This window comes from Micrococcus sp. iso_26 (assembly GCF_056172975.1).
On record NZ_CM149652.1, the window covers coordinates 1,336,614 to 1,359,698 of the forward strand.

The 23,085-nt window shown below is 71.2% G+C and carries 16 protein-coding genes and 4 pseudogenes; 11 read left to right on the forward strand and 9 right to left on the reverse strand.

From position 1 onward, the window contains the following. Window positions 1-4: 4 nt before the first annotated feature. Window positions 5-1,255: a ribonuclease D gene (locus AC0VX0_RS06155; protein ID WP_102708637.1), complete on the forward strand. Its 1,251-nt coding sequence runs from the start codon at window positions 5-7 to the stop codon at window positions 1,253-1,255. 76 nt (window positions 1,256-1,331) lie between these two features. Further along, window positions 1,332-3,503: a 3-hydroxyacyl-CoA dehydrogenase NAD-binding domain-containing protein gene (locus AC0VX0_RS06160; protein ID WP_061873140.1), complete on the forward strand. Its 2,172-nt coding sequence runs from the start codon at window positions 1,332-1,334 to the stop codon at window positions 3,501-3,503. A 41-nt stretch (window positions 3,504-3,544) separates the two neighbouring features. Here the strand turns inward: AC0VX0_RS06160 and AC0VX0_RS06165 are convergent, their stop codons facing one another. Next, window positions 3,545-4,201, reverse strand: a complete 657-nt coding sequence (locus AC0VX0_RS06165; protein ID WP_036382836.1) for a hypothetical protein — start codon at window positions 4,199-4,201, stop codon at window positions 3,545-3,547. Window positions 4,202-4,295: 94 nt separating this feature from the next. Between AC0VX0_RS06165 and AC0VX0_RS06170 the strand changes: the two genes are divergently transcribed. Next, window positions 4,296-4,808: a Rieske (2Fe-2S) protein gene (locus AC0VX0_RS06170; RefSeq protein WP_020627853.1), complete on the forward strand. Its 513-nt coding sequence runs from the start codon at window positions 4,296-4,298 to the stop codon at window positions 4,806-4,808. A 7-nt stretch (window positions 4,809-4,815) separates the two neighbouring features. On the opposite strand, the gene AC0VX0_RS06175 is transcribed toward AC0VX0_RS06170, so the two are convergent. The 4 genes from AC0VX0_RS06175 to dxs are packed head-to-tail and all read right to left on the reverse strand — an operon-like array spanning window position 4,816 to window position 8,653. After that, complete coding sequence (locus tag AC0VX0_RS06175; RefSeq protein ID WP_020627854.1) at window positions 4,816-5,145, reverse strand: PLD nuclease N-terminal domain-containing protein; 330 nt, start codon at window positions 5,143-5,145, stop codon at window positions 4,816-4,818. Next, window positions 5,145-6,119, reverse strand: a complete 975-nt coding sequence (locus tag AC0VX0_RS06180; protein ID WP_036317666.1) for an aldo/keto reductase — start codon at window positions 6,117-6,119, stop codon at window positions 5,145-5,147. Before AC0VX0_RS06180 ends, AC0VX0_RS06175 begins: the two co-directional genes overlap by 1 nt. Before the next feature lie 3 nt (window positions 6,120-6,122). Then, window positions 6,123-6,641 (reverse strand): hypothetical protein, encoded by a 519-nt coding sequence (locus tag AC0VX0_RS06185; protein WP_044659996.1) that lies wholly within the window; start codon window positions 6,639-6,641, stop codon window positions 6,123-6,125. After that, a complete protein-coding gene (gene dxs / locus AC0VX0_RS06190; protein ID WP_020627857.1) occupies window positions 6,638-8,653 on the reverse strand; it encodes a 1-deoxy-D-xylulose-5-phosphate synthase in 2,016 nt (671 codons plus the stop codon). The genes AC0VX0_RS06185 and dxs overlap by 4 nt, the downstream gene beginning before the upstream one ends. A gap of 501 nt (window positions 8,654-9,154) precedes the next feature. Here dxs and AC0VX0_RS06195 point away from each other — a divergent pair. The 4 genes from AC0VX0_RS06195 to AC0VX0_RS06210 all read left to right on the forward strand — a co-directional run bounded on the left by AC0VX0_RS06195 (window position 9,155) and on the right by AC0VX0_RS06210 (window position 13,120). Continuing rightward, entirely contained in the window at window positions 9,155-9,742 is a 588-nt protein-coding gene (locus tag AC0VX0_RS06195; protein ID WP_020627858.1) for a YdhK family protein, read from the forward strand. Between the two features lie 89 nt (window positions 9,743-9,831). Then, window positions 9,832-11,967, forward strand: a complete 2,136-nt coding sequence (locus AC0VX0_RS06200) for a heavy metal translocating P-type ATPase (protein ID WP_070708609.1) — start codon at window positions 9,832-9,834, stop codon at window positions 11,965-11,967. 11 nt (window positions 11,968-11,978) lie between these two features. After that, window positions 11,979-12,314: a metal-sensitive transcriptional regulator gene (locus AC0VX0_RS06205; protein ID WP_305791313.1), complete on the forward strand. Its 336-nt coding sequence runs from the start codon at window positions 11,979-11,981 to the stop codon at window positions 12,312-12,314. A 182-nt stretch (window positions 12,315-12,496) separates the two neighbouring features. Then, on the forward strand, window positions 12,497-13,120 hold the full coding sequence (locus AC0VX0_RS06210; protein ID WP_083325263.1) for a CueP family metal-binding protein: 624 nt from the start codon (window positions 12,497-12,499) through the stop codon (window positions 13,118-13,120). A 336-nt stretch (window positions 13,121-13,456) separates the two neighbouring features. Here AC0VX0_RS06210 and AC0VX0_RS06215 read toward each other — a convergent pair. Then, window positions 13,457-13,761 (reverse strand): annotated as a pseudogene (locus AC0VX0_RS06215) (IS5/IS1182 family transposase); the annotation flags it as partial. A gap of 214 nt (window positions 13,762-13,975) precedes the next feature. Between AC0VX0_RS06215 and AC0VX0_RS06220 the strand changes: the two are divergent. From AC0VX0_RS06220 to istB, 4 genes and pseudogenes are all read left to right on the forward strand, one after another. Further along, a pseudogene (locus AC0VX0_RS06220) lies at window positions 13,976-14,422 on the forward strand (IS21 family transposase); the annotation flags it as partial. A gap of 120 nt (window positions 14,423-14,542) precedes the next feature. Then, the gene (locus tag AC0VX0_RS06225; RefSeq protein WP_020397262.1) at window positions 14,543-15,790 is read left to right on the forward strand and encodes an IS256 family transposase; all 1,248 of its coding nucleotides are present in this window, start codon (window positions 14,543-14,545) and stop codon (window positions 15,788-15,790) included. A gap of 59 nt (window positions 15,791-15,849) precedes the next feature. After that, window positions 15,850-16,935, forward strand: a pseudogene (locus AC0VX0_RS06230) (IS21-like element ISMlu14 family transposase); the annotation flags it as partial. Continuing rightward, window positions 16,932-17,717: an IS21-like element helper ATPase IstB gene (gene istB, locus AC0VX0_RS06235; RefSeq protein WP_010078636.1), complete on the forward strand. Its 786-nt coding sequence runs from the start codon at window positions 16,932-16,934 to the stop codon at window positions 17,715-17,717. The pseudogene AC0VX0_RS06230 and the gene istB, both read left to right, overlap by 4 nt. Window positions 17,718-17,787: 70 nt before the next feature. Here istB and AC0VX0_RS06240 read toward each other — a convergent pair. The 3 genes and pseudogenes from AC0VX0_RS06240 to AC0VX0_RS06250 form a co-directional block, all read right to left on the reverse strand. Then, window positions 17,788-18,259 (reverse strand): annotated as a pseudogene (locus tag AC0VX0_RS06240) (transposase); the annotation flags it as partial. Between the two features lie 230 nt (window positions 18,260-18,489). Next, the gene (locus AC0VX0_RS06245) at window positions 18,490-21,309 is read right to left on the reverse strand and encodes an aconitate hydratase (RefSeq protein ID WP_070708606.1); all 2,820 of its coding nucleotides are present in this window, start codon (window positions 21,307-21,309) and stop codon (window positions 18,490-18,492) included. 201 nt (window positions 21,310-21,510) lie between these two features. Further along, entirely contained in the window at window positions 21,511-22,983 is a 1,473-nt protein-coding gene (locus AC0VX0_RS06250) for a class I SAM-dependent RNA methyltransferase (protein WP_070709838.1), read from the reverse strand. Window positions 22,984-23,085: the final 102 nt, after the last annotated feature.

Consider the following 23,085-nt stretch of genomic DNA (forward strand, 5'->3'; position numbering starts at 1 on the left):
CAGCATGACCGACGCCCCCGAGACGGCCGCCCCGGACGCGCCCCCGCGGCTGATCGCCACACCGGCCGGTGGAGTCCCCCGGCTCACCGACACCCGCGCGGGCCTGGAGGCCTGCGCCGCGGCGCTCGCCGCGGGGACCGGGCCCGTCGCCATCGACGCGGAGCGCGCCTCCGGGATCCGGTACGGCCAGCGGGCTATGCTCGTCCAGCTCAAGCGCGAGGGCGCCGGCATCTGGCTCGTCGATCCCGAAGCCCTCGACGGGCTGGCCCCGCTGCAGGAGGCCCTCGCGGGCGTCGAGTGGATCCTGCACGCGGCCAGCCAGGACCTGCCCTGCCTGGCCGAGCAGGGGCTGCGCCCCGATCGGCTGTTCGACACCGAGCTCGCGGCCCGGGTGTCCGGCCTGCCGCACGTCGGCCTGGCCGCGGTCCTGGAGGAGCTGCTGGGGGTCACCCTCGCCAAGGAGCATTCGGCCGCCGACTGGTCGGTGCGTCCGCTGCCCGAGGCGATGCTCACCTACGCGGCGCTCGACGTCGAGCTGCTCGTCCCGCTGCGCGAGGCCCTGATCGCGCGCCTCGAGGCCGACGGCAAGCTCGCGTGGGCCGAGCAGGAGTTCGAGCACGTGCGCACGGCCCCGCCGCCCACGCCGAAGAAGGACCCCTGGCGCGGCACCTCGGGCTCCCAGACGCTGCGCCGCCCCGTGCAGCGCGCGGTCCTCAAGCGCCTGTGGGAGGCCCGCGAGGACCTCGCCCGCCACCGCGACGTCGCCCCCGGCCGGCTCATCCCGGACCGGTCGATCGTCGCCGCCGCGGCCGCCCAGCCGCGCACCGTCCCCGCCCTGCGCCAGACCTCCGGCTTCCACGGCCGCGCCGCGAGCCGCGAGGCCCCGCGCTGGATCGCCGCGATCCGGGCCGGCGTCGAGGACGCCGAGCGGGGCGACGCCCCCGCGGCGCAGATCCGCACCGGGGACGGCCCGCCCCCACCCCGGGCCTGGAAGGACCGGGACCCGGTGGCGGACCGCCGCCTGCGCACGGCCAAGGCCCGCGTCGCCCGACGGGCCGAGCAGCTGGGGATGCCCACCGAGAACCTCCTCACCCCGGACACCCTTCGGCGGATCTGCTGGACCCCGCCCGCCCCGATCACCCCCGAGACCGTCGACGCGTTCCTGACGGAGCGGGGCGCGCGCCCGTGGCAGGTGGAGAACGTCGGCGCGATCGTCACGGTCGCGCTCCTCGACCCCGATCCCGCCGGCGCCTGAGCCCCCGACGCGGCCGGCCGGATCGGTCCGTCGCGTCGCGTCGACGCGGAGGCTACTCGCCGGTAGTGTGACCCGCATGACATCCGTTTCTCTTGCTTCCTTCGACCACCTGCCCGCCCTGGCCCCGGATGAGGTCGTCACCACCGTCACCGTGACCGACCACGCCCTGCCCGAGGGTGCGGGCACGCTCGCGCTGCTCACGCTGGACAACGGGCAGGGACCCCGCCGGCCCGCGACCCTGGGCCCGGCCACGCTCCTCGGCCTCGGCCGGGTGCTCGACGAGCAGGCCGCCCGGGCCGCCGCGGGCGAGATCCAGGCCCTGGCCGTGACCGGTGTGGAGGGGACCTTCGCGGCCGGGGCGGACCTGTCCCTGATCGCGGGCCTCACCGACGACGTCGGCCGCGACCTGGCCCTGCTCGGCCACGCCGTCTACGACCGGCTCGCGGCCCTCGAGATCCCCACGGTCGCGCTCGTGAACGGCCTCGCCCTCGGCGGCGGCCTCGAGCTGGCCCTGGCCGCCGGACACCGCGTGGTGGCCGCCGATGCGAAGGGCTTCGGCCTGCCCGAGGTCCGGCTCGGCCTGATCCCCGGCTGGTCCGGCGTGTGGCGCGTGCCCCATCTGATCGGCCCGGAGGCCGCCGTCGACGTCGTGCTGAAGAACCCCCTCGACGACAACCGCATGCTCGACGCCCGCGCGGCGCACGGGCTCGGCCTGATGGACCGGATCGTGGAGGGGGACCTCCTCGACGCGGGCCTCGAGCTCGCCGCCGCCCTGGTCGCCGGGGACGAGTCCGTGGCGGCCGAACTGGCCGCCCACCGCGACCGCGACGTGTCCGACGCCGCCTGGGACCGCGCCCTGGCGGCGCTGGAGCGGCTGCAGGCCGCTCGCCCCGGACGCCACCTGCCGGCGCGCCGTCACCTGGAGGACCTGTTCACCGGCGCCCGCACGCGCACCCGCGCCGAGTCCGCCCAGGCCGAGGCGGACGCCCTCGGGACGCTGCTGCACTCCCCCGAGTTCCGGCGCACCGTGTACGCGTTCCTCGGCCTCGTCCAGGGCCGCGCCAAGCGCCCCGCCGGCGACCCGGGCCGCGAGCTCGCCCGCGAGGTCCGCAAGGTCGGCATCGTCGGTGCGGGCCTGATGGCCGGCCAGCTCGCCCTCGTCTTCGCCCGGCACCTGCGGGTGCCCGTCGTGATGACGGACATCGACGCCGAGCGTGTCGAGCGCGGCCTGGCGGGCGTGCGCGCGCAGGTCGAGAAGATGGTCTCCCGTGGACGGCTCTCCGCCGAGGACGGCGAGGCCCTGGCCGGGTTGATCACCGCGGACACGGACAAGGCGGTGTACGCGGACGCCGACATCGTCATCGAGGCCGTCTTCGAGGAGCTCGAGGTCAAGCGCACCGTCTTCCGCGAGCTCGAGGGCATCGTGCGTGAGGACGCCATCCTGATGACCAACACCTCGAGCCTGTCCGTGGCCGCCATGGCCGAGGTCCTCGAGCATCCCGAGCGCCTCGTGGGCTTCCACTTCTTCAACCCGGTGGCGGTCATGCCGCTCGTGGAGATCGTGCGGACCGAGGCGACGACGGACGAGGTCGTGGCCACCGCGTTCGAACTGACCCGCCGGCTCCGCAAGACCGGCGTGCTCGTCCACGACGCCACCGCGTTCGTGGTCAACCGCGTCCTGCTGCGCATGATGGGCGAGGTGCAGAACTCCTTCGACGAGGGCACCGACGCGCACGAGGCCGACCACGCGCTGGACCCGCTGGCCCTGCCGATGACGCCGTTCACCCTCCTGGCCATGGTCGGCATCCCCGTGGCCCAGCACGTGTCCGAGTCCCTCTCCGCGTCCTTCGGCGCGGAGCGCTTCCCGGTCTCGGCGAACCTGCAGCGCCTGATCGACGCCGGCAAGACCGCGATCTGGGCCAAGGACGTCCGCCCCGACCGGCGCGACGAGGAGGCCGCCGGCGCGACCGGCGAGCAGATCCCGGAGGCGACCGCGGCCCTGCTGGAGCAGGGCTCGACCCCGCAGACCTCCGAGGAGCTGCTGCGCCGGGTCGAGGACGCGCTGGCCGAGGAGATCGGCCTGCTCCTGGACGAGCACGTCGTCGCGGCCCCCGAGGACGTGGACCTGTGCATGATCCTCGGCGCCAACTGGCCCCTGCACCTGGGCGGCATCACGCCGTACCTGGACGACTGCGGGGCCGCCGAGCGGGTGAACGGGCGGCGCTTCCACCCGGCCGCGCAGGCCTGACCGGCCCCGGCCGGGCCGTCCGCGACGGCCCGGCCCACGGCTCAGGCGATCGGCAGCCCGGCGAACGTCACCACGTGCGCGTCGAGCCCGGCGGTCGCCGCGGCCTGGTCGGCCACGGGGGTCGAGGCGGTGCCCCCGCCCCAGTCGGAGGCGACCACGGCGCCCTCGCGCACGAGGTGCGCCCCCAGCTCCACGCCGTCCGCGACGACGGCCACCCGCACGTCCGACCCGCCCGCGTCCGCCGGGCGCAGCTCGGCGCGGGGCACGCGCAGCCCGCCCTGCAGGGGCGAGGCCTCCTCGAGCCGGTCCACGGCGAGCGGGCCCTCGGCGGCCACCCGCGCGAGGAGGAGGTACTCCGCGTACGAGGGCAGCACCGCGGCGTCGATGCCGGCCCGCTCACGGTCGATGCGCACCCGCTGGGCTCCGGCGGAGTCCTCGTGGGTCGTCCATGCCCAGCCGTCCCCGTCGGGCGTGAAGCCGACCTGCGTCTGGGCGAGGTAGCGCTCGGGCAGTCCACCGCGGGCGGCGCGCTGGGCGGGCGTGGGGGCGAAGCCCATGCGGGTGGTCAGCACGCCGTCCTCCAGCACCCGGTGCAGGAAGCCGACGTGCACGTCGTCGAGGGTCACGGCCTCCCACCGCTCGAAGGGAGTGAGGTCGAAACGGGCGGCGCCGGTGGGGCGCGGGGCGGGGTGGGTCACGGCGGTGCTCCTGGGGCTCGGGGGTCCGTCCCCCCGATCCTCGCACCCGTCGGGCCCGGTCGCATCCGCCCTCGCCACGGGCGATAATGGGTCGATGACCACGCAGGACTCCCCCCTCACCCCGAACTCCTCCCGGTCCGGCTGCTGCGACGACCACGCCCGCCCGGACACCTCCCGCCGCACCGTCCTGGGCCGCGGCGCCGCCGTCGCCGCCGCGGGTGCCGGCACACTCGCGCTGGCCGGCTGCACGGACCGGCTGCGTGAGAAGGACACCGCGCAGGACCACTACACCGGCTCCGACGCCGTCGACGCGCTGCCCGCCGCCGAGCTGCCCGTGGGCGCCTCCCGGGAGGTGCAGGTGCAGGGTCGGACGCTGATGATGCATCGCGTGGACGAGACCACGGTGACCGCCTTCACCAACGTGTGCACGCATCAGGGCTGCCTGCTCCAGGTCGTGGACCGGCAGGAGGGCCCGGCCTACGCCTGCCCCTGCCACGGCTCGCACTTCGACGTCACCTCGGGGAAGCCGTTCGGCGGCCCGGCCCGCAAGGCCCTCATGGACTACGACGCGGCCGTCGTCGACGACCGCATCGTCGTCAAGCTCTGAGCCCGGCTCATTCCTCCGGCGCGCCGTAGCGCCGGCGCGGGGGCACCACGACGGCGGAGCGGTCGTTGGGGTCCCACGCCGGCTGCTCGCGCCGCCGCGCCGGGTAGTAGCGGTGCCGCCACCAGAACCAGATGAGCGCCCCCAGCACCGGCAGCAGCAGCATGAGGCCGACCCACGGCAGGCGCGCCCGGGCGTCCAGGGGGCTGCGGCCCAGCGAGACGAAGCCGGCCACCCACAGCGCACCGGCCACGACGGACACGGTCCAGCCCAGGGCGGCCTCCCCCGGCGTCGGCACGAGCGGGGTCGCGGCGGCCGCGCCGGTCAGCGCGCCGGCCATCAGAAGAGCGCGACCTTCTCCGGGCCCGGGAACAGGGCGTCCAGCTCGGCCAGGTCCTCCGCGGTGGCGAGCCAGTCGGCCGCCGCCGCGTTCTCCACGACCTGCGCGGCACGGGTGGCGCCGGCGATCACGGAGGACACCGGCCCCTGCGCCGCCAGCCACCCGATCGCGGCCTGGACCTCGGTGATCCCCCGCTCCCGGGCGAACCGGCCGAACGCGGCCAGCTGCTCCAGGTCGGCGTCGGCCACCATGTGCTGGCGCACGTGGGACAGGCGCGAGCCCTCGGGGGCGTCGCCCTGCGAGTACTTGCCCGTGAGCAGCCCGTTGGCCAGCGGGAAGTACGGCAGGACGCCGAGCCCGAACTCGGCCGCCGCCGGGACCACCTCGAGCTCGGCCCGGCGGTCCAGCAGGTTGTAGTGGTTCTGCGCGGACACGAAGCGCTCCACGCCCAGCTCGCGGGCCACGTACTCGGCCTGGGCGATCTGCCACCCGGCCCGGTTCGAGTGGCCCACGTAGCGGACCTTGCCGGCGCGCACGAGGTCGTCGAGCGCGCGGAGGGTCTCCTCGATGGGCGTGGCCGGGTCCGGGGTGTGGAACTGGTAGAGGTCGATCCAGTCGGTGCCGAGGCGGCGCAGGGAGTCCTCGACGGCGCGCACGATGTACCGGCGGGAGCCCCGCGCGCCGCCGTCGTCGCCGGCGACACCGCCCATGTCCATGCCGAACTTGGTGCCGATCACCACCTCGTCGCGGCGGGCGCCCAGGGCGCGGCCGAGCCGCTCCTCGGACAGGCCGGGCTCGGCGCCGTAGACGTCGGCGACGTCGAAGAAGGTGATGCCGGCGTCGAGCGCGGCGTGGACGACGGCGTCGGTGCCGGCCTGCTCCAGCGTGGCGGTGCCGGGGCGGCCGAGGTTGTTGCAGCCCAGGCCGACGACGGAGACGGTCAGCCCGGAGCGGCCGAGACGGGTGTGGCGCACGGGTCAGCCCTCCTGCTCTGCGGTGCGGACGTCCACCTTGTTCGGCTGCACGCCGTCGGCGCGCTTGGCGGCCGCCGGGATCTCGGCGGCGGCCTTGCGGGCGTGGGGGGTCCGGACGCGCAGCACGAGGGCACCGGCCTCCTCGACGACGTCCTCGACCTCGCCAAGACCGCGCCAGGCCAGCTGGTGGGTCACCTCGACGCGCAGCCGTTCCACGGTGCGCCGCTCGATCACCGTGGCCTCCCGGCCGCGGAGCCGGTAGGCCACCGGCAGCACGGCGAAGGTCGCGGGGTCCGCCTCGGCGAAGCCCTCCTCCGCGCCCTGCGCCACGAACGCGGCCAGCAGCTGATCACCCTCGGCCTGGTCGGCCAGGGGCTGCTCCCCGACGGTGCCGGGCTGGCCGACCCGGCCGTGGTGGACCACGAACTCCCCGGCCTCCGCGTCGGCCCATGCCTCGCGGTACTCGAAGAGCCGGGCGCCGTCGTCGCCGACGCGATCACGGTACAGCCGGACGATGCTCATGCCTGCTCCTGGTGGTGGGGGGCGGCCGCGTCCTCGGGGACGGGCCGGGCGTACGGGACCTTGGCGCCGAGGACCTGGGCGACGGTGTCCTGGGTGATGCGCTGCGCGGTGAGGCCCACGCGGGCCAGCACCTGCTCGCGGCTGCCGTGGGCGAGGAACTCGACCGGCAGGCCGACCTCGTTCAGGGCGGTGTCCACGCCGGCCGCGCGCATCTCCTGCCGGATCCGCGAGCCGACGCCGCCGGCCCGCACCCCGTCCTCGAGGCACACGACGATCCGGTGGCGGGCGGCCGTGTCGATCACGGACCGGGCCACGGGCAGGACCCACCGCGGGTCGATCACCGTGGCGCTGATGCCGTGCCGCTCGAGCCGTTCGGCGACGTCGAGGCCGAGCTCGGCCATCGCGCCCACCGCCACGATCAGCACGTCCCGCTCGGCGCCGTCGCGTCCGCCGGCCTCGCCGCGCCGGGCGAGCACGTCCGTGCCGTCCGACAGCCGCTCCAGGGCGCGCACCGGCTCGCCGACCGAGCCCTTCGCGAACCGCACCACGGTGGGCGCGTCCTCGACGGCGACGGCCTCGCGCAGCTCCTCCCGGAGCGTGTCCGCGTCGCGGGGCGCGGAGATCCGCAGCCCCGGGACCGACTGCAGCAGGGCCAGGTCCCACATGCCGTGGTGGCTCGGGCCGTCCGGCCCGGTGACGCCCGCGCGGTCCAGCACGAACGTCACGCCCGCACGGTGCAGGCCCACGTCCATGAGCACCTGGTCGTAGGCGCGGTTGAGGAAGGTCGCGTAGACGGCCACCACGGGGTGCAGGCCGCCGAAGGCCATGCCGGCGGCCGACGTGACCGCGTGCTGCTCGGCGATGCCGACGTCGAACACCCGGTCCGGGTGGGCCAGCGCCATCGGGGCCAGGCCCACGGGGTTCTGCATGGCGGCGGTGATGGCCACGACGTCCGGCCGCTCGTCCGCGATCGCGACCATCTCCTCGCCGAACACGGAGGTCCAGGACTGGGCCGTCGACGAGGTGATGGGCTCGCCCGTGGAGGGGTCGATCACGCCGATCGCGTGGAACTGGTCCGCCTCGTGCGCGACCGCCGGCGCGTAGCCGTGCCCCTTCTCGGTCATCGCGTGGACGATCACGGGCCCGCCGTACGCCCGCGCGTCCTCGAGGGCCTCCTCCATGGCGGTGAGGTCGTGACCGTCCACCGGACCGATGTACTTCATGCCCAGGTCCTCGAACAGGCCCTGCGGCGCCCAGAGGTCCTTGAGGCCCTTCTTCGCCGCGTGCAGCGGCCGGTACACCAGCTCACCCGCGAGGCCGGCCTCCTGGAGGCGGCGCTTGAGGTAGTCGAGGGTCTGCTCGTAGCGGTGGTGGGTGCGCACCTTGTCCAGCACCCCGCGGCGCAGTCCGCCCAGGTGCTCGGCGACGCCGCCCACCGTGGGCGCGTACGAGCGGCCGTTGTCGTTGACCACGATCACCACGCGCCGATCCCGGCCGGCGGCGATGTTGTTGACCGCCTCCCAGGCCATGCCCCCCGTGAGCGCGCCGTCGCCGATCACGGCCACCACGGTGCGGTCCCCCTGCCCGGTCTGCGCCCAGGCCCGCGCGATGCCGTCCGCCCAGGAGAGCGAGCTGGAGGCATGCGAGGACTCCACCACGTCGTGCTCGGACTCGGTGCGGTCGCCGTAGCCGGACAGGCCCCCCTCCTGGCGGAGCGTCGTGAAGTCCTGGCGCCCCGTGAGCAGCTTGTGCACGTACGACTGGTGGCCCGTGTCGAAGATGACCGCATCCTTCGGCGACTCGAACACGCGGTGCACGGCCAGCGTCAGCTCGACGACGCCCAGGTTCGGTCCGAGATGGCCACCCGTCTTGGAGACGTGGGCGATCAGGTAGGCGCGGATCTCCGCCGCCAGCGCGGTCAACTGGTCCTCCGTGAGGGCCGACAGGTCCGCCGGGCGGGCGATCTGCGGCAGCAGCGGGGCGCCGGGGCTCGTGGGGGGCAGATGTTCCATGGTGCGACCAGCCTACTCCGCGGGTCCGCGCCCGGGCGGGACGCGGGCGGCGGCCCGCGCGGGCGGGCCCCGTGGATCAGGCCTTCGCGGCGATCTGACGGAGCACGTACTGAGACATGCTTCGCTCTGCCTGGCGATAGTTGCACAGCTTCCGTCGGCTCTCAGGATCCCTGTCTCGATGGGACGCCCGACGATGCAACCGTACAAGACCAATTTCTCTTGGGTGATCGGCGGTACTGGGATCGTCTTCTCACCACGGTGATGTTCACGAGACGACGCAGCCGATCCCGTCACGACGGCGAGCGAGGTGAGCCCGTCCGTTCGGGCCTCGATTCCATCTGCGACCAGGGCCGCCGAGCCGATGTTCTCCATCGCAGCCTCAGCGCTGCCACCCCGGGTCGACTGGATCTTGGCCGGGCGATTCCACGCCCGCCGATCGACATCGACTTGATACCCGGGAGGGGTATAGCGTTGACTGGACCAGAACGAACAGGAGACTTCATGCGCAAGCACCTCAAGACCACCGTCGCCGCAGGAGTGCTCGGAGGAGCGCTCGTGTTCACCGGCTGCAGCACCGGCGGCGACCAGGACCAAGGGACCCCCTCGACGACCAGCCAGCACGAGGGCCACGGCAGCAGCTCTGACAGCGGCGGGATGGAGCATCCGATGGACGGCGGCCCCGCCCCCGAGGGCATCGAGACGGCTGCGTCGCCCACATACCCGGTCGGCACCGAGGTCACGCTCACCGCCGACCACATGGAGGGCATGGACGGTGCGAACGCGATGATCGCCGGCGCGTACGACACGTACACCTATGCGGTGGACTTCACGCCGTCCGCAGGCGGGGAGCCGGTCAAGGATCACAAGTGGGTCGTCCAGCAGGAGATCAAGGACGCCGGAGATGAACGTCTGGCCGACGGCACCGAGGTCACTCTCGAGGCCGAACACATGGAAGGCATGAAGGGCGCGAAGGCGACCATCGCCTCCTCCACCGAGGAGACCGTCTACATGGTCGATTACGAGTCCGACGGCATGACGATGACCAACCACAAGTGGGTCGTCGAGAGCGAGCTCAAGCCGGCCTCCTGAGCCGATCGCCGCGGGCGCGCTGAAGGTCCGCGGCGAAATACGACCCGATCGAAGGAAAGATCGGGGAATGACGAGGGGAAGCGAAGAGCATGACGGACCCGACCACGCATCACCATGACCACGCCGGCGTCGCGACCACCGAGTCCGGCCACCGTGACGACTCGCGCGCCGAGAACGAAGACCACACCATGGAACACGGTGACCACGCCGGGCACGGTCATCACGGCGGTGGTCACGCGGGCCACGGCGACCACGTCGGCCAGTTCCGGCGGCTGTTCTGGATCAATCTGATCATCGCCATCCCGGTGGTCGCGTTCTCCCCCATGTTCGCCATGCTCCTGGGCTACTCGGTCCCCAGCTGGGCGGGCTGGGTCGCCGCAGTCCTCGGCTCCGTCATGTACGCCTGGGGCGGCACCCCGTTCCTCACCGGTGCTGTCAGCGAGCTGAAAAGCCGCCAGCCGGGGATGATGCTGCTCATCGCGCTCGGCATCACCGTAGCGTTCCTCGCCTCCTGGGCCGCCACTGTCGGTCTCGTCCACCCCGAGCTCGAGTTCTGGTGGGAGTTGGCGCTGCTGATCGTCATCATGCTGCTGGGCCATTGGATCGAGATGCGCTCACTGGCCCAGACCACCTCGGCGTTGGACTCCCTCGCCGCGCTGCTCCCTGACGAGGCTGAGCGTATAGAGGGAGACGACGTCGTCAAGGTCGACCCGGCAGAGCTGCGCGTCGGCGACGTCGTCATCGTCCGGCCTGGCGGCAGCGTCCCCGCCGACGGCACCATCGTCGACGGCCGCGCCGACATGGACGAGTCCATGATCACCGGCGAATCACACCCCGTCGCCCGCGGCGAGGGCGAGAACGTCACCGCCGGCACCGTGGCCACCGACTCCGGCCTGCGCGTAGAGATCACCGCCACCGGCGACGACACGGCTCTGGCGGGCATCAACAGGCTCGTCGCCGAGGCGCAGGGCTCATCTTCCCGTGCCCAGCGCATCGCCGACCGGGCTGCGGCCCTGCTGTTCTGGTTCGCCCTCGGAGCTGCGCTGATCACCGCCGTCGTCTGGACGCTCTTCGGGCTCCCCGACGACGCGGTCGTTCGCACCATCACTGTCCTCGTCATCGCCTGCCCCCATGCGCTGGGTCTGGCGATCCCTCTGGTCGTGTCCATCGCCACCGAGCGCGCCGCCCGCGGCGGCGTCCTGATCAAGGACCGCCTCGCCCTGGAGTCCATGCGCCAGGTCGACGCGGTGCTCTTCGACAAGACCGGCACCCTGACCAAGGGCGAGCCCACCGTCACCGGCGTGGAGCCGACCGGCGGCCTGAATGCCGAACAGCTTCTCGCCCTGGCCGCCTCCGCCGAGGCCGACAGTGAGCACCCCCTCGCCCGGTCCATCGTCACCGCCGCCAAGGAGAAGGGCCTCGCCGTCGAACCGGCCAGCGGGTTCACCTCCTCCCCGGCGGTCGGCGTCACCGCGACGGTGGCCGACCATGAGATCCGCGTCGGCGGACCCCGTCTGCTCGAGGAGACCGGCCAGGACGAGATCGGTGTCGCCGACGAATGGCGGGCAGAGGGTGCGATCATCCTGCACGTCCTCCGCGACGGCAAGGTCATCGGCGGTCTCAAGCTCGCCGACGAGGTTCGCCCAGAGTCCCGCGACGCCGTCGATGCGCTCCATCAGCTCGGCGTCGAGGTCGTCATGATCACCGGCGACGCGGAAGCCGTGGCGAACGAGGTGGGAAGAGAGCTCGGCATCGACCGGGTCTTCGCCGGCGTCCGCCCCGAGGACAAATCCGCCAAGGTCGACCAGCTGCAGAAGGAGGGCAAGAAGGTCGCCATGGTCGGCGACGGCGTCAACGACGCCCCTGCCCTGGCCCAGGCCGACGTCGGCATCGCCATCGGGGCCGGCACCGACGTCGCCATCGCCTCTGCAGGTGTCATCCTCGCCAGCTCCGACCCGCGTAGCGTGCTCTCGGTGATCCAGCTCTCCCGTGCCGCCTACCGTAAAATGAAGCAAAACCTGTGGTGGGCTGCAGGGTACAACTTGCTCTCTGTGCCGCTCGCGGCTGGCGTGCTCGCACCCGTCGGCTTCGTCATGCCGATGTCAGTAGGTGCGATCCTGATGTCGATCTCCACCGTCATCGTCGCGCTCAACGCCCAGCTGCTGCGTCGCATCGACCTCGCCCCAGCTGCCAGCACCCGCTCCGTCCTGGAGCACCAGAAGTGAAGGACACACCCGTGACCACTGAAACTGCAGCCGATGAGACCGGTACCGACACCGGAGCCCATCGGCACGGCTACATCAGTGACAAGGACCGTTACCGCAACCGCATGAAGCGCATCGAAGGCCAAGCCCGCGGCATCACGAAGATGATCGACGACGAAAAGTACTGCATCGACATCCTCACCCAGGTCTCGGCCCTCACCCGCGCCCTGCAGGGAGTGGCGACCGGTCTGCTCGATGACCACCTCAAGCACTGCGTGCTCGACGCCGCCAAGAAAGGCGATGAAGACGCGGCCATCGCCAAGATCCAGGAGGCCACCGACGCCACCAATCGCCTCGTGCGCTCCTGACACCATCCGATTTCGTCAACACAGGGTGCCTCGGACCGGTGGGCCCCAGATCAGGACAAGGCTCTTGATGTCTCCGGGCAGGCGTGCTTTGCACGTCGTCGCGCCCTTGGCACCGGCGAACTCGGGATGCCTTCTGTCTAACCTGACGACATGAACACGTTCACCTGAGAAAAGAGTTGGGCATGCCACTTGCCATTGTTGCTCCGATCCAGTCCTCCAGGAGCCGCCTGAGGATCTGCGCGGCCTTGACCGGTCTGGCGACCAGCGCCGTCCTCCTGCTCAGCGGCTGTGCTGATGCGGGACCGTCCGCTGATGCAGGATCCGATCACTCACTGGTGGTCGAGCACGATCTAGACGGATTGGATGCTCGCGAGATCATCACGCGCCTCGACTCAATGAAGGTGACAGATCGCTCGTCTGAATTCATCGCTTCGATTGAACCGGACCAGCTAGTACTGACCGACGATCAGAACAATCAGACCACCCTGCCGATGCCAGAAGACGAGTTCTACGTCTCTATCGCCCCGTATCGCAGCCAGACGCACGAATGCTACTTCCACAGCCTCACTACGTGCAGCGGCGAACTCGCCAATACTGACGTCCACGTCACCGTGGTCGAGGCGACGTCCGGGGAGACCCTCCTCGATGAAACGCTGACGACGTACGACAACGGATTCGTCGGGGTCTGGCTGCCGCGTGGAATTGACGCTACTCTCACTGTCTCAGCTGAAGGCCGCACCGCGAAAAAGGTCATCTCGACCCGCCCCGACGACCCCACCTGCTTGACCGGTCTTCAGCTGGTTTGAGGCCCAGGCCTCATGCTCCTCTGCAGCGCCGACAGATCAGGCGTCGAGACGTCCCATCCTTGGACTCCCACAGGGTCTCGGCGTCCCGATGTGAGGATTCGCCCGAGAGCCGGCTTCAGAGTCATCGCAGGGCATCACCACACCGGGCTGAAGCCTCGTCGACCCATATCAACCAGTGCCAACTGAAGAGCACTACATCGCTCACGCCGCTTCACGACGTGCATTTCGGGGGATCCTCTCTGTCCAGGTCCTCACGCTCATACCTGCCGGTGCTGAGCCTCGCCGAGCTTCTCGAGCACTTGACCTGGATCGTCGATCCGTTCGAACACGCCACTCGGGCGTGTCCGACAATGCCGTTGACCACGCGAGCACAGCATTCAGGACCACGGCAGCCCGGTCCACGATCGCGTACTTGTCGTACGTGCTCGCCAGGCCCGGCCATTGCTGCAGGTGCGCGTCCTGGCGCTCGATCACGTTCCGGCCCGTGTAAGCGTCCAAGTCCAGGCCCGCGGTTCGGCCGCCGGCCGAGCCGCGGCGTCTGCGGTGGCCCTGCTGGTCAGCCGGTTGGGGAGGACGGCCTTGATGCCACCGGCGCGCAGATGGGTGCCGATCGCCTGCGATGAGTACGCCCTCTCGCCCAGCTGTAAGCGGCCATGAAAAGCTGCCCATAGGTGGCCAGGGAATGACCCGCTGACGGCCATGAGGACTGCCCAGTGATGGCCACGGGAACTGCCCGGTGCTGGCCATCTGGTTTGCCCGCGTTGCTCGTTGCCCGCCGCGTCGTGAGCCGGCGGGGGCCTCCTCCCCGGGTTGGATATCGGTGTCGAATCGAATCCAGCGAGGAAGAGGCCCTGAATGAAGGATGCCGCAGAAACCATGAAAATACTCAGTGCCTATGACCTGACCAAGTCATTGCGGGGCGCCGCCGAGCTGGCCGGTTGCTCCCATCACACCGTGGCCCGGCTGGTGCGGGCCCGCGACGCCGGCCAGACCCCTGGATCCGGAGCCAGCCGCCCGAAGGTCACCGATGTCTGGCTGCCCAAGATCGAGGAATGGGTCGAGGCCTCCACGGGCAGGATCCGCGCCGATGTCGTGCACGCCAAGCTCACCGCAATGGGCTACACCGGCTCTGAGCGCTCCACCCGGCGGGCGGTGGCCGAGGTGAAGGCCGCCTGGCGGGCCGGGAAGCGCCGGGTGCACCGGCCCTGGATCACCGAGCCGGGCGCATGGCTGCAGTACGACTTCGGCGATGGGCCGGCGATCGACGGGGCCAAGACGGTGCTGTTCGTGGCCTGGCTGAGTTGAGTCCCTGATAGTGGTGTAACCCTCCCCGGTCGCCAACACCGTCCCCTTCACGGACGCGGTCACCGTGGGAGCCTTCGAGCGAACCTTCCACAGCACTCTCGAAAGGACATCACCACGATGACCGCTCCACACATTGTCGACCCTGAACGCCTGCTGCGCGAAGCTCTCGGGGAGGCCTCCCCAGACCTGTTGCGCCACCTGCTGCAGACCGTGATCAACGCACTGCTCTCCGCCGACGCGGACGCGGTCTGCGGCGCCGAGTACGGCCAGGCCTCCCAGAGCCGTACCGCACAGCGCAACGGCTACCGGCACCGACCCCTGGACACCCGCGCCGGCACGATCGATGTGGCCATCCCCAAACTCCGGGCCGGCACGTACTTCCCCGAATGGCTCCTCGAGCGCCGCAAACGGGCCGAGTCCGCACTGATCACCGTGGTCGCGGACTGCTACCTGGCCGGGGTCTCGACCCGGCGCATGGACAAGCTCGTACGTCAGCTCGGCATCGACTCGCTCTCGAAGTCCCAGGTCAGCCGGATGGCACAGGAGTTGGACGAGCACATCGAGGCTTTCCGTCACCGGCCGCTGGGCGAGGCCGGCCCGTTCGTGTTCCTCGCCGCCGACGCCCTGACCATGAAGGTGCGTGAGGGCGGGCGTGTGGTCAACGCGGTGGCCATGGTCGCCACCGGGGTCAACGCGGACGGGCGCCGCGAGGTCCTCGGGCTGAGGGTGGCCACCACGGAGTCCGGGGCGGGGTGGAACGAGTTCTTCGCGGACCTGGTGGCCCGGGGGCTGGCCGGGGTGGCACTGGTGACCTCGGACTCCCATCGCGGCCTCGTGGAAGCAGTGGCGGCGAACCTGCCCGGGGCCGTGTGGCAACGCTGCCGCACCCATTACGCGGCGAATCTGATGGCCGTGACCCCGAAGAGCATGTGGCCGGCGGTGAAGGCCATGCTGCACAGCGTGTATGACCAGCCCGACGGGCCGGCCGTGCACGCCCAGTTCGAGCGCCTGTTGGACTACGTGCAGGACAGGTTGCCCGCGGTGGCCGCCCACTTAGACGCCGCTCGACAGGACATCCTCGCGTTCACCTCGTTCCCGAGGGACGTGTGGTGCCAGATCTGGTCGAACAACCCCGCCGAGCGGCTGAACCGGGAGATCCGGCGACGCACGGACGCGGTAGGGATCTTCCCGAACCGGGATGCCGTGGTGCGCCTGGTCGGGGCCGTGCTGGCCGAGCAGACAGATGAATGGGCCGAAGGCCGCCGGTATCTCGGCCTGGAACTGCTCGCCCGGTGCCGTGAGCCCCTGACCACGGAGCAAGAGACCGTGATGAGCACGGAGGTGATGCCGACCCTGCAGACCTGACAGGTACAAGCCCCCTACAACCTCGAAGACGGTTACACCACTTCCAGGGACTTGACCCCTGGCTGGCCTGGTCCCGCTACCGGATCGTCATCGCCCTGCGTGATAGGACGGCTCCGAGTGTGTTCGCCGCCCTGGACCGGTGCTTCCGGCTGATCGGGGGCGCGCCGACCTATGTGCTGACGGATAACGAGAAGACAGTGACGGTCTCTCATGTGGCCGGGGTGCCGGTGCGTAACCAGGCCACCGTGGCGTTCGCTCGGCATTACGGCGTGGAGGTGCTGACCTGCCAGCCAGCGGATCCGGCCGCCAAGGGCGGGGTGGAGAACGCGGTGAAGCTGGCCAAGGCCGACCTGGTCCCGAAGGACACCAACCTGCGGGACCAGTACGCCTCGTTCGCTGAGCTCGAGGCCGCCTGCGCGGGGTTCATGGCCATGGTGAACTCCCGGGAGCACCGGGTGACCCGGCGCCGCCCGGACCACATGCTCGCCGAGGAGACCAGCGCGTTGCATCGGATCCCCGCCACGGCGCACACCGTGGCCTACGGGGTGGGACGGAAGGTGCCGGAGAACACGCCGATGGTCTCCTTCGAAAACGCCCAGTACTCGGTGCCCGCGCACCTGCTCGGGGCCGAGGTGTTCGTGCGCCATCACGGCACCGGACCGGACTCGATGGTGGTGATCATGCACGCCGGTGCGCAGGGGCCGGTGGAGGTCGCCCGGCACCGGGTGGCCCGGCCCGGGTCCCCGGCCATCGACGACGCGCACTTCCCCGGCCACGAGACGGACAAGGTGCCCGGGGACTACACCCCGGTGCCCCGTTCGGCGGCGGAGGCCGAGTTCCTGGCCATCGGGGCCGGAGCGAGGACCTGGCTGGTGGAGGCCGCCGCGGCCGGCACCAGCCGGATCGGTCAGAAGATGGCCGAGGCCGTCACCCTGGCCAAGCTCGCCGGCACCGACCAGGTCGACCGCGCCCTCGGGGTGGCCGCGGTGCACCAGCGCTTCGCCCACGGCGACCTGGCCTCCCTGCTCACCGCCGCCGGCCACCGCACCGGGATGCACACCGCCACCGAGGAACGGTCCCTGACCCAGGGCACCGCCGGCTGGGCCGGCCTCGGTACCTCCAACACCGAGGGGGCAGCCCGGTGAGCATCCACACCCCGAACACCGCCGCACCGGCGCTGCCGGCCGATTTGGAGGCGCTGTTGCGGCAGCTGAAGATGCCCCACGCCCGCGGTATCGCCGCCGAGGTACTGGCCACCGCCCGGGCCCAACGCTGGGAGCCGGCCGAGGTCCTCAAGGCCCTGCTGGTCGAGGAGACCACCGGTCGGGCCCGATCCATGCTCGCCGCCCGGCGCAAGGCCGCCGGGTTCCCCACCGGCAAGACCTTCACGACCTGGGATCCGGGCGCCTCCTCGATCCCGGCCCCGACCCAGCAGTCCCTGCGCACCCTGGAATGGCTCTCGCGCAGAGAGAACCTCGTGGTCTGCGGGCCCTCCGGCACCGGCAAGACCTTCTTCCTCGAGGCCCTGGGCCAGCAGGCCGTGGAGGAGGGCAAGCGGGTGGCCTGGTTCACCCTGGAGGACCTCGGGGCGATGATCCGGGCCCACCGGCCCGATGACACCATCACCAAAGCCGTCGCCCGAATCCTGCGCGCCGACCTGATCGTCATCGACGACATCGGCCTGCTGCCGGTCGCCGACGATGCCGCCGAGGGCCTCTACCGCATCGTGGACGCCGCCTACGAGAAACGCTCCGTAGCGATCAGCTCGAACCTGCACCCGGCCGGCTTCGACGAGCTGATGCCCAAGACCCTGGCCACCGCCACCGTGGACCGGCTCCTGCACCACGCCCACGTGTGCCAGACCACCGGAGACTCCGTACGGATGACCCAGGCAATGGCCGGGAAGGGAGTCATGCCACTGAACTGATCCCATCACGGTGGCCAGCACCACCACCCAAACGGGCAAACCAGCTGGCCACCAGTGGGCAGTTCTGATGGCCACCAGCGGGAAGAAACACTGGCCGCCTATGGGCAGAACTCAATGGCCCTTGACACCCAGCACCGTCGACCAGCTGATGGGTCTTCGTGCTCAGCCCGCTCCGTGAGCGCCCGAGGCCGTGGTCGGCGGGCTCTTCACGCGGATTCTTTGTCGTTCGATCCAGCCCCCCGTGAGCCGGGTGGTGTTCCTCGCGTGCTGATGGGCGCGGGCGATCGTGGAGTCCACCGAGACCGACCAATCGATCACGATTTCGGCATCCGCTGCGGCGGTCAGTGTTGCCAGCACCGTGTCCCAGGTGCCCTCTTCGGCCATGCGGCCGTGCCAGGTCCACACGACTCAGCCAGGGCCCGTAGACCTCGGGCAGATCCCGCCACGGGATCGAACCACCTGTCCCGGTGGATGATGGCTTCGACCCTCGTGCGGTCATCGGCGAACGGCCGGCCCTGCCGGCCCGTGCAGGCGGGGAGCATCTGAAACCGGGACGTGTCTTCGAGGGCGCCAGCCTTCCCCCGGCTTCATTGTCAGACACGCCCTAGGCCCGTCTGGCCCAAGGGTTGGCCGGTCTCTGCACTGGGGGATGAAGAGCGGTCCTGCACCGGCGTCGGCCCCGGCGCCCCACGACGACGGCGGCCCGCCGCCCTCCGTGCGGAGGGCGGCGGGCCGCCGTCGTGATGCCCGCGCGCGGGCGGTGTCCCGTGGATCAGGCCTTCGAGGCGATCTGACGGAGCACGTACTGCAGGATGCCGCCGTTGCGGTAGTACTCGGCCTCACCGGGGGTGTCGATGCGGACGACCGCGTCGAACTCGGTGACCGTGCCGTCCTCGCCGGTGGCCGTGACCTTCACGGTCTTCGGCGTGGTGCCCTCGTTGAGGGCGGTGATGCCGGAGATGTCGAAGGTCTCGGTGCCGGTCAGGCCGAGCGAGTCGGCGTTCTCACCGGCGGGGAACTGCAGCGGCAGGACGCCCATGCCGATGAGGTTCGAGCGGTGGATGCGCTCGAAGGACTCGGTGATGACGGCCTTGACGCCCAGGAGCGCGGTGCCCTTGGCGGCCCAGTCGCGGGACGAGCCGGAGCCGTACTCCTTGCCGCCGAGCACGACCAGCGGGGTGCCGGCGGCCGCGTAGTTCTGTGCGGCGTCGTACACGTAGGCCTGCGGGCCGCCGTCCTGGGTGAAGTCGCGGGTGAAGCCGCCCTCGACGCCGTCCAGGAGCTGGTTCTTGATGCGGATGTTCGCGAACGTGCCGCGGATCATCACCTCGTGGTTGCCGCGGCGCGAGCCGTAGGAGTTGAAGTCCTTGCGCTCGACGCCGTTCTCCAGCAGGTAGCGGCCCGCCGGGGTGTCCGACTTGAAGGAGCCGGCCGGGGAGATGTGGTCCGTGGTCACGGAGTCGCCCAGCTTGAGCAGCACGCGGGCGCCCTCGATGTCCTGGACCGGCTCCGGCTCGGCGCCCATGCCCTCGAAGTACGGGGGCTTGCGCACATAGGTGGAGTCCTCGTCCCACTCGAACGTCTTGCCGGTGGGGGTGTCGAGCGCCCGCCAGCGCTCGTCGCCGTCGAAGATGGCGCCGTACTCCTTGGTGAACATCTCCGTGTCGATCGACGCGTCGATGATCTCCTGCACCTCAGCCGGGTCCGGCCAGATGTCCCTGAGGAACACGTCCTGGCCGTCCGAGTCCTGGCCGAGCGGCTCGTTCTCGAAGTCGAAGTCCATCGTGCCGGCCAGGGCGTAGGCCACCACGAGCGGCGGGGAGGCCAGGTAGTTCATCTTGACGTCCGGGTTGATGCGGCCCTCGAAGTTGCGGTTGCCGGAGAGCACCGCGGTCACGGAGAGGTCGTTCTCCTGGATCGCCTCGGAGATCTCGGACTCCAGCGGGCCGGAGTTGCCGATGCAGGTGGTGCAGCCGTAGCCCACCACGTTGAAGCCCAGCTGGTTGAGCGAATCGCGCAGGCCGGACTTCTCATAGTAGTCGGTCACCACCTTGGAGCCCGGGGCCACGGAGGTCTTCACCCACGGCTTGGACGTCAGGCCCTTGGCCAGGGCGTTGCGCGCGAGCACGCCGGCGGCCATCATCACGGACGGGTTGGACGTGTTGGTGCACGAGGTGATCGAGGCGATCGACACGGCACCGTGGTCCAGCTGGAACTCGCGGCCGTCGGGCATCCGGACGTCCACGCGCTTCGACGGGCGACCCTGCACGGTCGTGGCGTCGGTCTGACGCGGCGCGTCGGCGGCGTCGGGGGTGTCGCCGGGGGTGGCGCTCGGGGCGTCGGAGGCCGGGAAGGACTCGGCGGAGGCCTCGTCCACGTCGCCCAGCTGGTCGTCCTGACCGGCGTAGTCGTGCAGGTCCTTGCGGAACTGCGCCTTGGAGTCGGTCAGGTCGATGCGGTCCTGCGGCCGCTTCGGGCCGGAGATGGAGGGCACCACGGTGGACAGGTCGAGCTCGAGGTACTCGGAGTACTCCACCTCGGCCGACGGGTCGTGCCACAGGCCCTGCTCCTTGGTGTAGGCCTCCACGAGGGCGACCTGCTCCTCAGAGCGGCCCGTCAGGCGCAGGTAGTCGAGGGTGATGTCGTCGATCGGGAACATGGCGGCGGTGGAGCCGAACTCCGGGGACATGTTGCCGATGGTGGCGCGGTTGGCCAGCGGCACGGAGCCGACGCCCTCGCCGTAGAACTCCACGAACTTGCCCACCACGCCGTGCTGGCGGAGCATCTCGGTGATGGTCAGCACGACGTCGGTGGCGGTGGCGCCGGCCGGGATGGAGCCGGTCAGCTTGAAGCCCACGACGCGCGGGATCAGCATGGACACGGGCTGGCCGAGCATCGCGGCCTCGGCCTCGATGCCGCCGACGCCCCAGCCCAGCACGCCCAGGCCGTTGACCATGGTGGTGTGCGAGTCGGTGCCGACGCAGGAGTCGGGGTAGGCGCGGGTGACGCCGTCGACGTCGCGGGTCATGACGGTGCGGGCCAGGTGCTCGATGTTGACCTGGTGCACGATGCCCATGCCCGGGGGGACGACCTTGAAGTCGTCGAACGCGGTCTGGCCCCAGCGCAGGAACTTGTAGCGCTCCCCGTTGCGCTCGTACTCGATCTCCATGTTGCGCTCGATCGCCTGCTCGTTGCCGAAGTGGTCGATCTGCACGGAGTGGTCGATCACGAGCTCGGCCGGGGAGAGCGGGTTCACGCGCTCCGGGTCGCCACCCAGGTCCTGGATGGCCTCACGCATGGTGGCCAGGTCCACGACGCAGGGCACGCCGGTGAAGTCCTGCATGATCACGCGCGCCGGCGTGAACTGGATCTCGGTGTCCGGCTGGGCGTTCGGGTCCCAGGCGGCCAGGGCCTTGATCTGGTCGGCGGTCACGTTGGCGCCGTCCTCGGTGCGCAGCAGGTTCTCCAGCAGCACCTTCAGGGAGTAGGGCAGCTTCTGCGCCCCCTCGACCTTGTTCAGACGGAAAATCTCATACTCGGCGCCCTTGACGTCCAGGACGCCCTTGGAGCCGAAGCTGTCGACGGTGGTCACGAGAGGACTCCTCTTCCCGCCCGGTTTCCTCCGGGCGCTCGTCCAGTGGGGGGTGGTCACCCGCGGCCGCGGACCGCGCGCCGTCCGGGACGGGCGTCGTCTGCGTCACAGGTGCCGCACTGCGTCCCAGGGTACCGCGCCGGTCGCGTATGACGCGGGCATGGCGCGCGGCGGCCCGGAGGCCGCCGCGCGGGCGCCGGATCAGATCTCGACGACGGCCGCGGCCGGTGTGCTCTGGGCGGCCGGCACCAGCACGGTGACCGACTCGAGGTGGTGCGTGTCCGGGTAGAGGTCGAACACGCGGGCGCGCTCCACCTCGTAGCCGCCGTCGCGCAGCCACGCCAGGTCGCGGGCGAACGAGGCGGGGTCGCACGAGACGTACACGATGCGGCCCGGCTCGAGCGCGAGGATGCGCTCGATCGCCCGCCGCCCCGCGCCGGCCCGCGGCGGGTCCAGGACGACGGTGTCCAGCGCGGCACCGCCGAGGCCGCCGTCGGCCACGGGGCGCTCGGGGTACTTCAGCCAGCTGCCGAGCACCTTGTCCGTGGGGCCGTTGAGCACTGAGGCCTGCGGCTGGTCGTGCAGGTTGCGGCGGGCGTCCTTCGAGGCCTGGCGGGAGGCCTCCACCGAGTACACGCGGCCCTCGGGGCCCACGGCGTCCGCCAGGTAGGCGCTGAACAGGCCGGCGCCGCCATAGAGGTCGGCCACGACCTGGCCCGGCTCGACGCGCGCGTCCTCGAGCACCGCGTCCACGAGGGTGGCCGGGGCGTGCTGGTGGACCTGCCAGAAGCCGTCGCCCGTGACGCGGAAGCGCTTGGTGCCGCCGCGCTCGGACTCCACGGTCTCCTCGACCCAGGTCTTGCCGGTGATGCGCTCGACCTTGACCGGCTGGAACCGCTTCGGGCCGGGCAGGGCCAGGCCGGTGGAGACGTCCACGTCGCACGCGTTGGCCGCCTGGCGGATCCGGGTGCGCAGCCGGCCGAGCTTGACCTCGTCTGCCCGCGTCTGCGGGGTGGGCGTCACCAGCACGAGGGGGCGGGAGCCGGAGGCCGGCGTCGCGACGTCCACGCGGGCGGCTCCGGTGAAGTCCCAGTCCCACAGGGCGAGCGCATCGAGGGCCGGCACGCCGAGCGGCATGTTGCGCACGGGCAGGAGGGTCGCCGAACGGTAGGCGTGCATCGCGATGTGCCCCTGGGGGGTCACCGCGAACGCGTTGCGGGTGCGCCAGCGCTGGCCGGTGGGCTCATCTTCGGAGCCGGCGAAGCACACCTCCGGCTCCACCGCGAGGTCGGCGATGCGGTGCACCGTGTCCCGGAAGACCTGGGCCTTGAGCCGGCGCTGGTGCGGGACCACGATGTGGCCGAACTCGGCGCCGCCCACGGGCGGGCGGCCCGAGGCGTGGGCGCGCAGCATGTCTGCGAGCTTCCACTGGTGGATGCGCCGGAACTCAGAGGGCCGCAGCACCTCCACGACGTCGCCGCGCCAGAAGCGGGCCCCGTCCTCGGCCTCGGTCAGGGCCACCCGGACCTTCTCGCCGGGCACGGCGTGGCGCACGAAGACGACCCGCCCCTCGTGCCGGGCCACGCAGTGGCCGCCGTGGGCCATGGCCCCGACCTCCACCTCGATGGTCCTCCCGATCCCGGTGACGTCTGTGGACGTGTCGACGACTGCCATGTCTGGCTCCTCTCGCATCGCAGCGCGCTTCAGGTCTTGCCCTGAGCATCGACTGGTCAGATCATCACCATCCTTGCAGACCGATGCGGCTGTGTCGCCTCG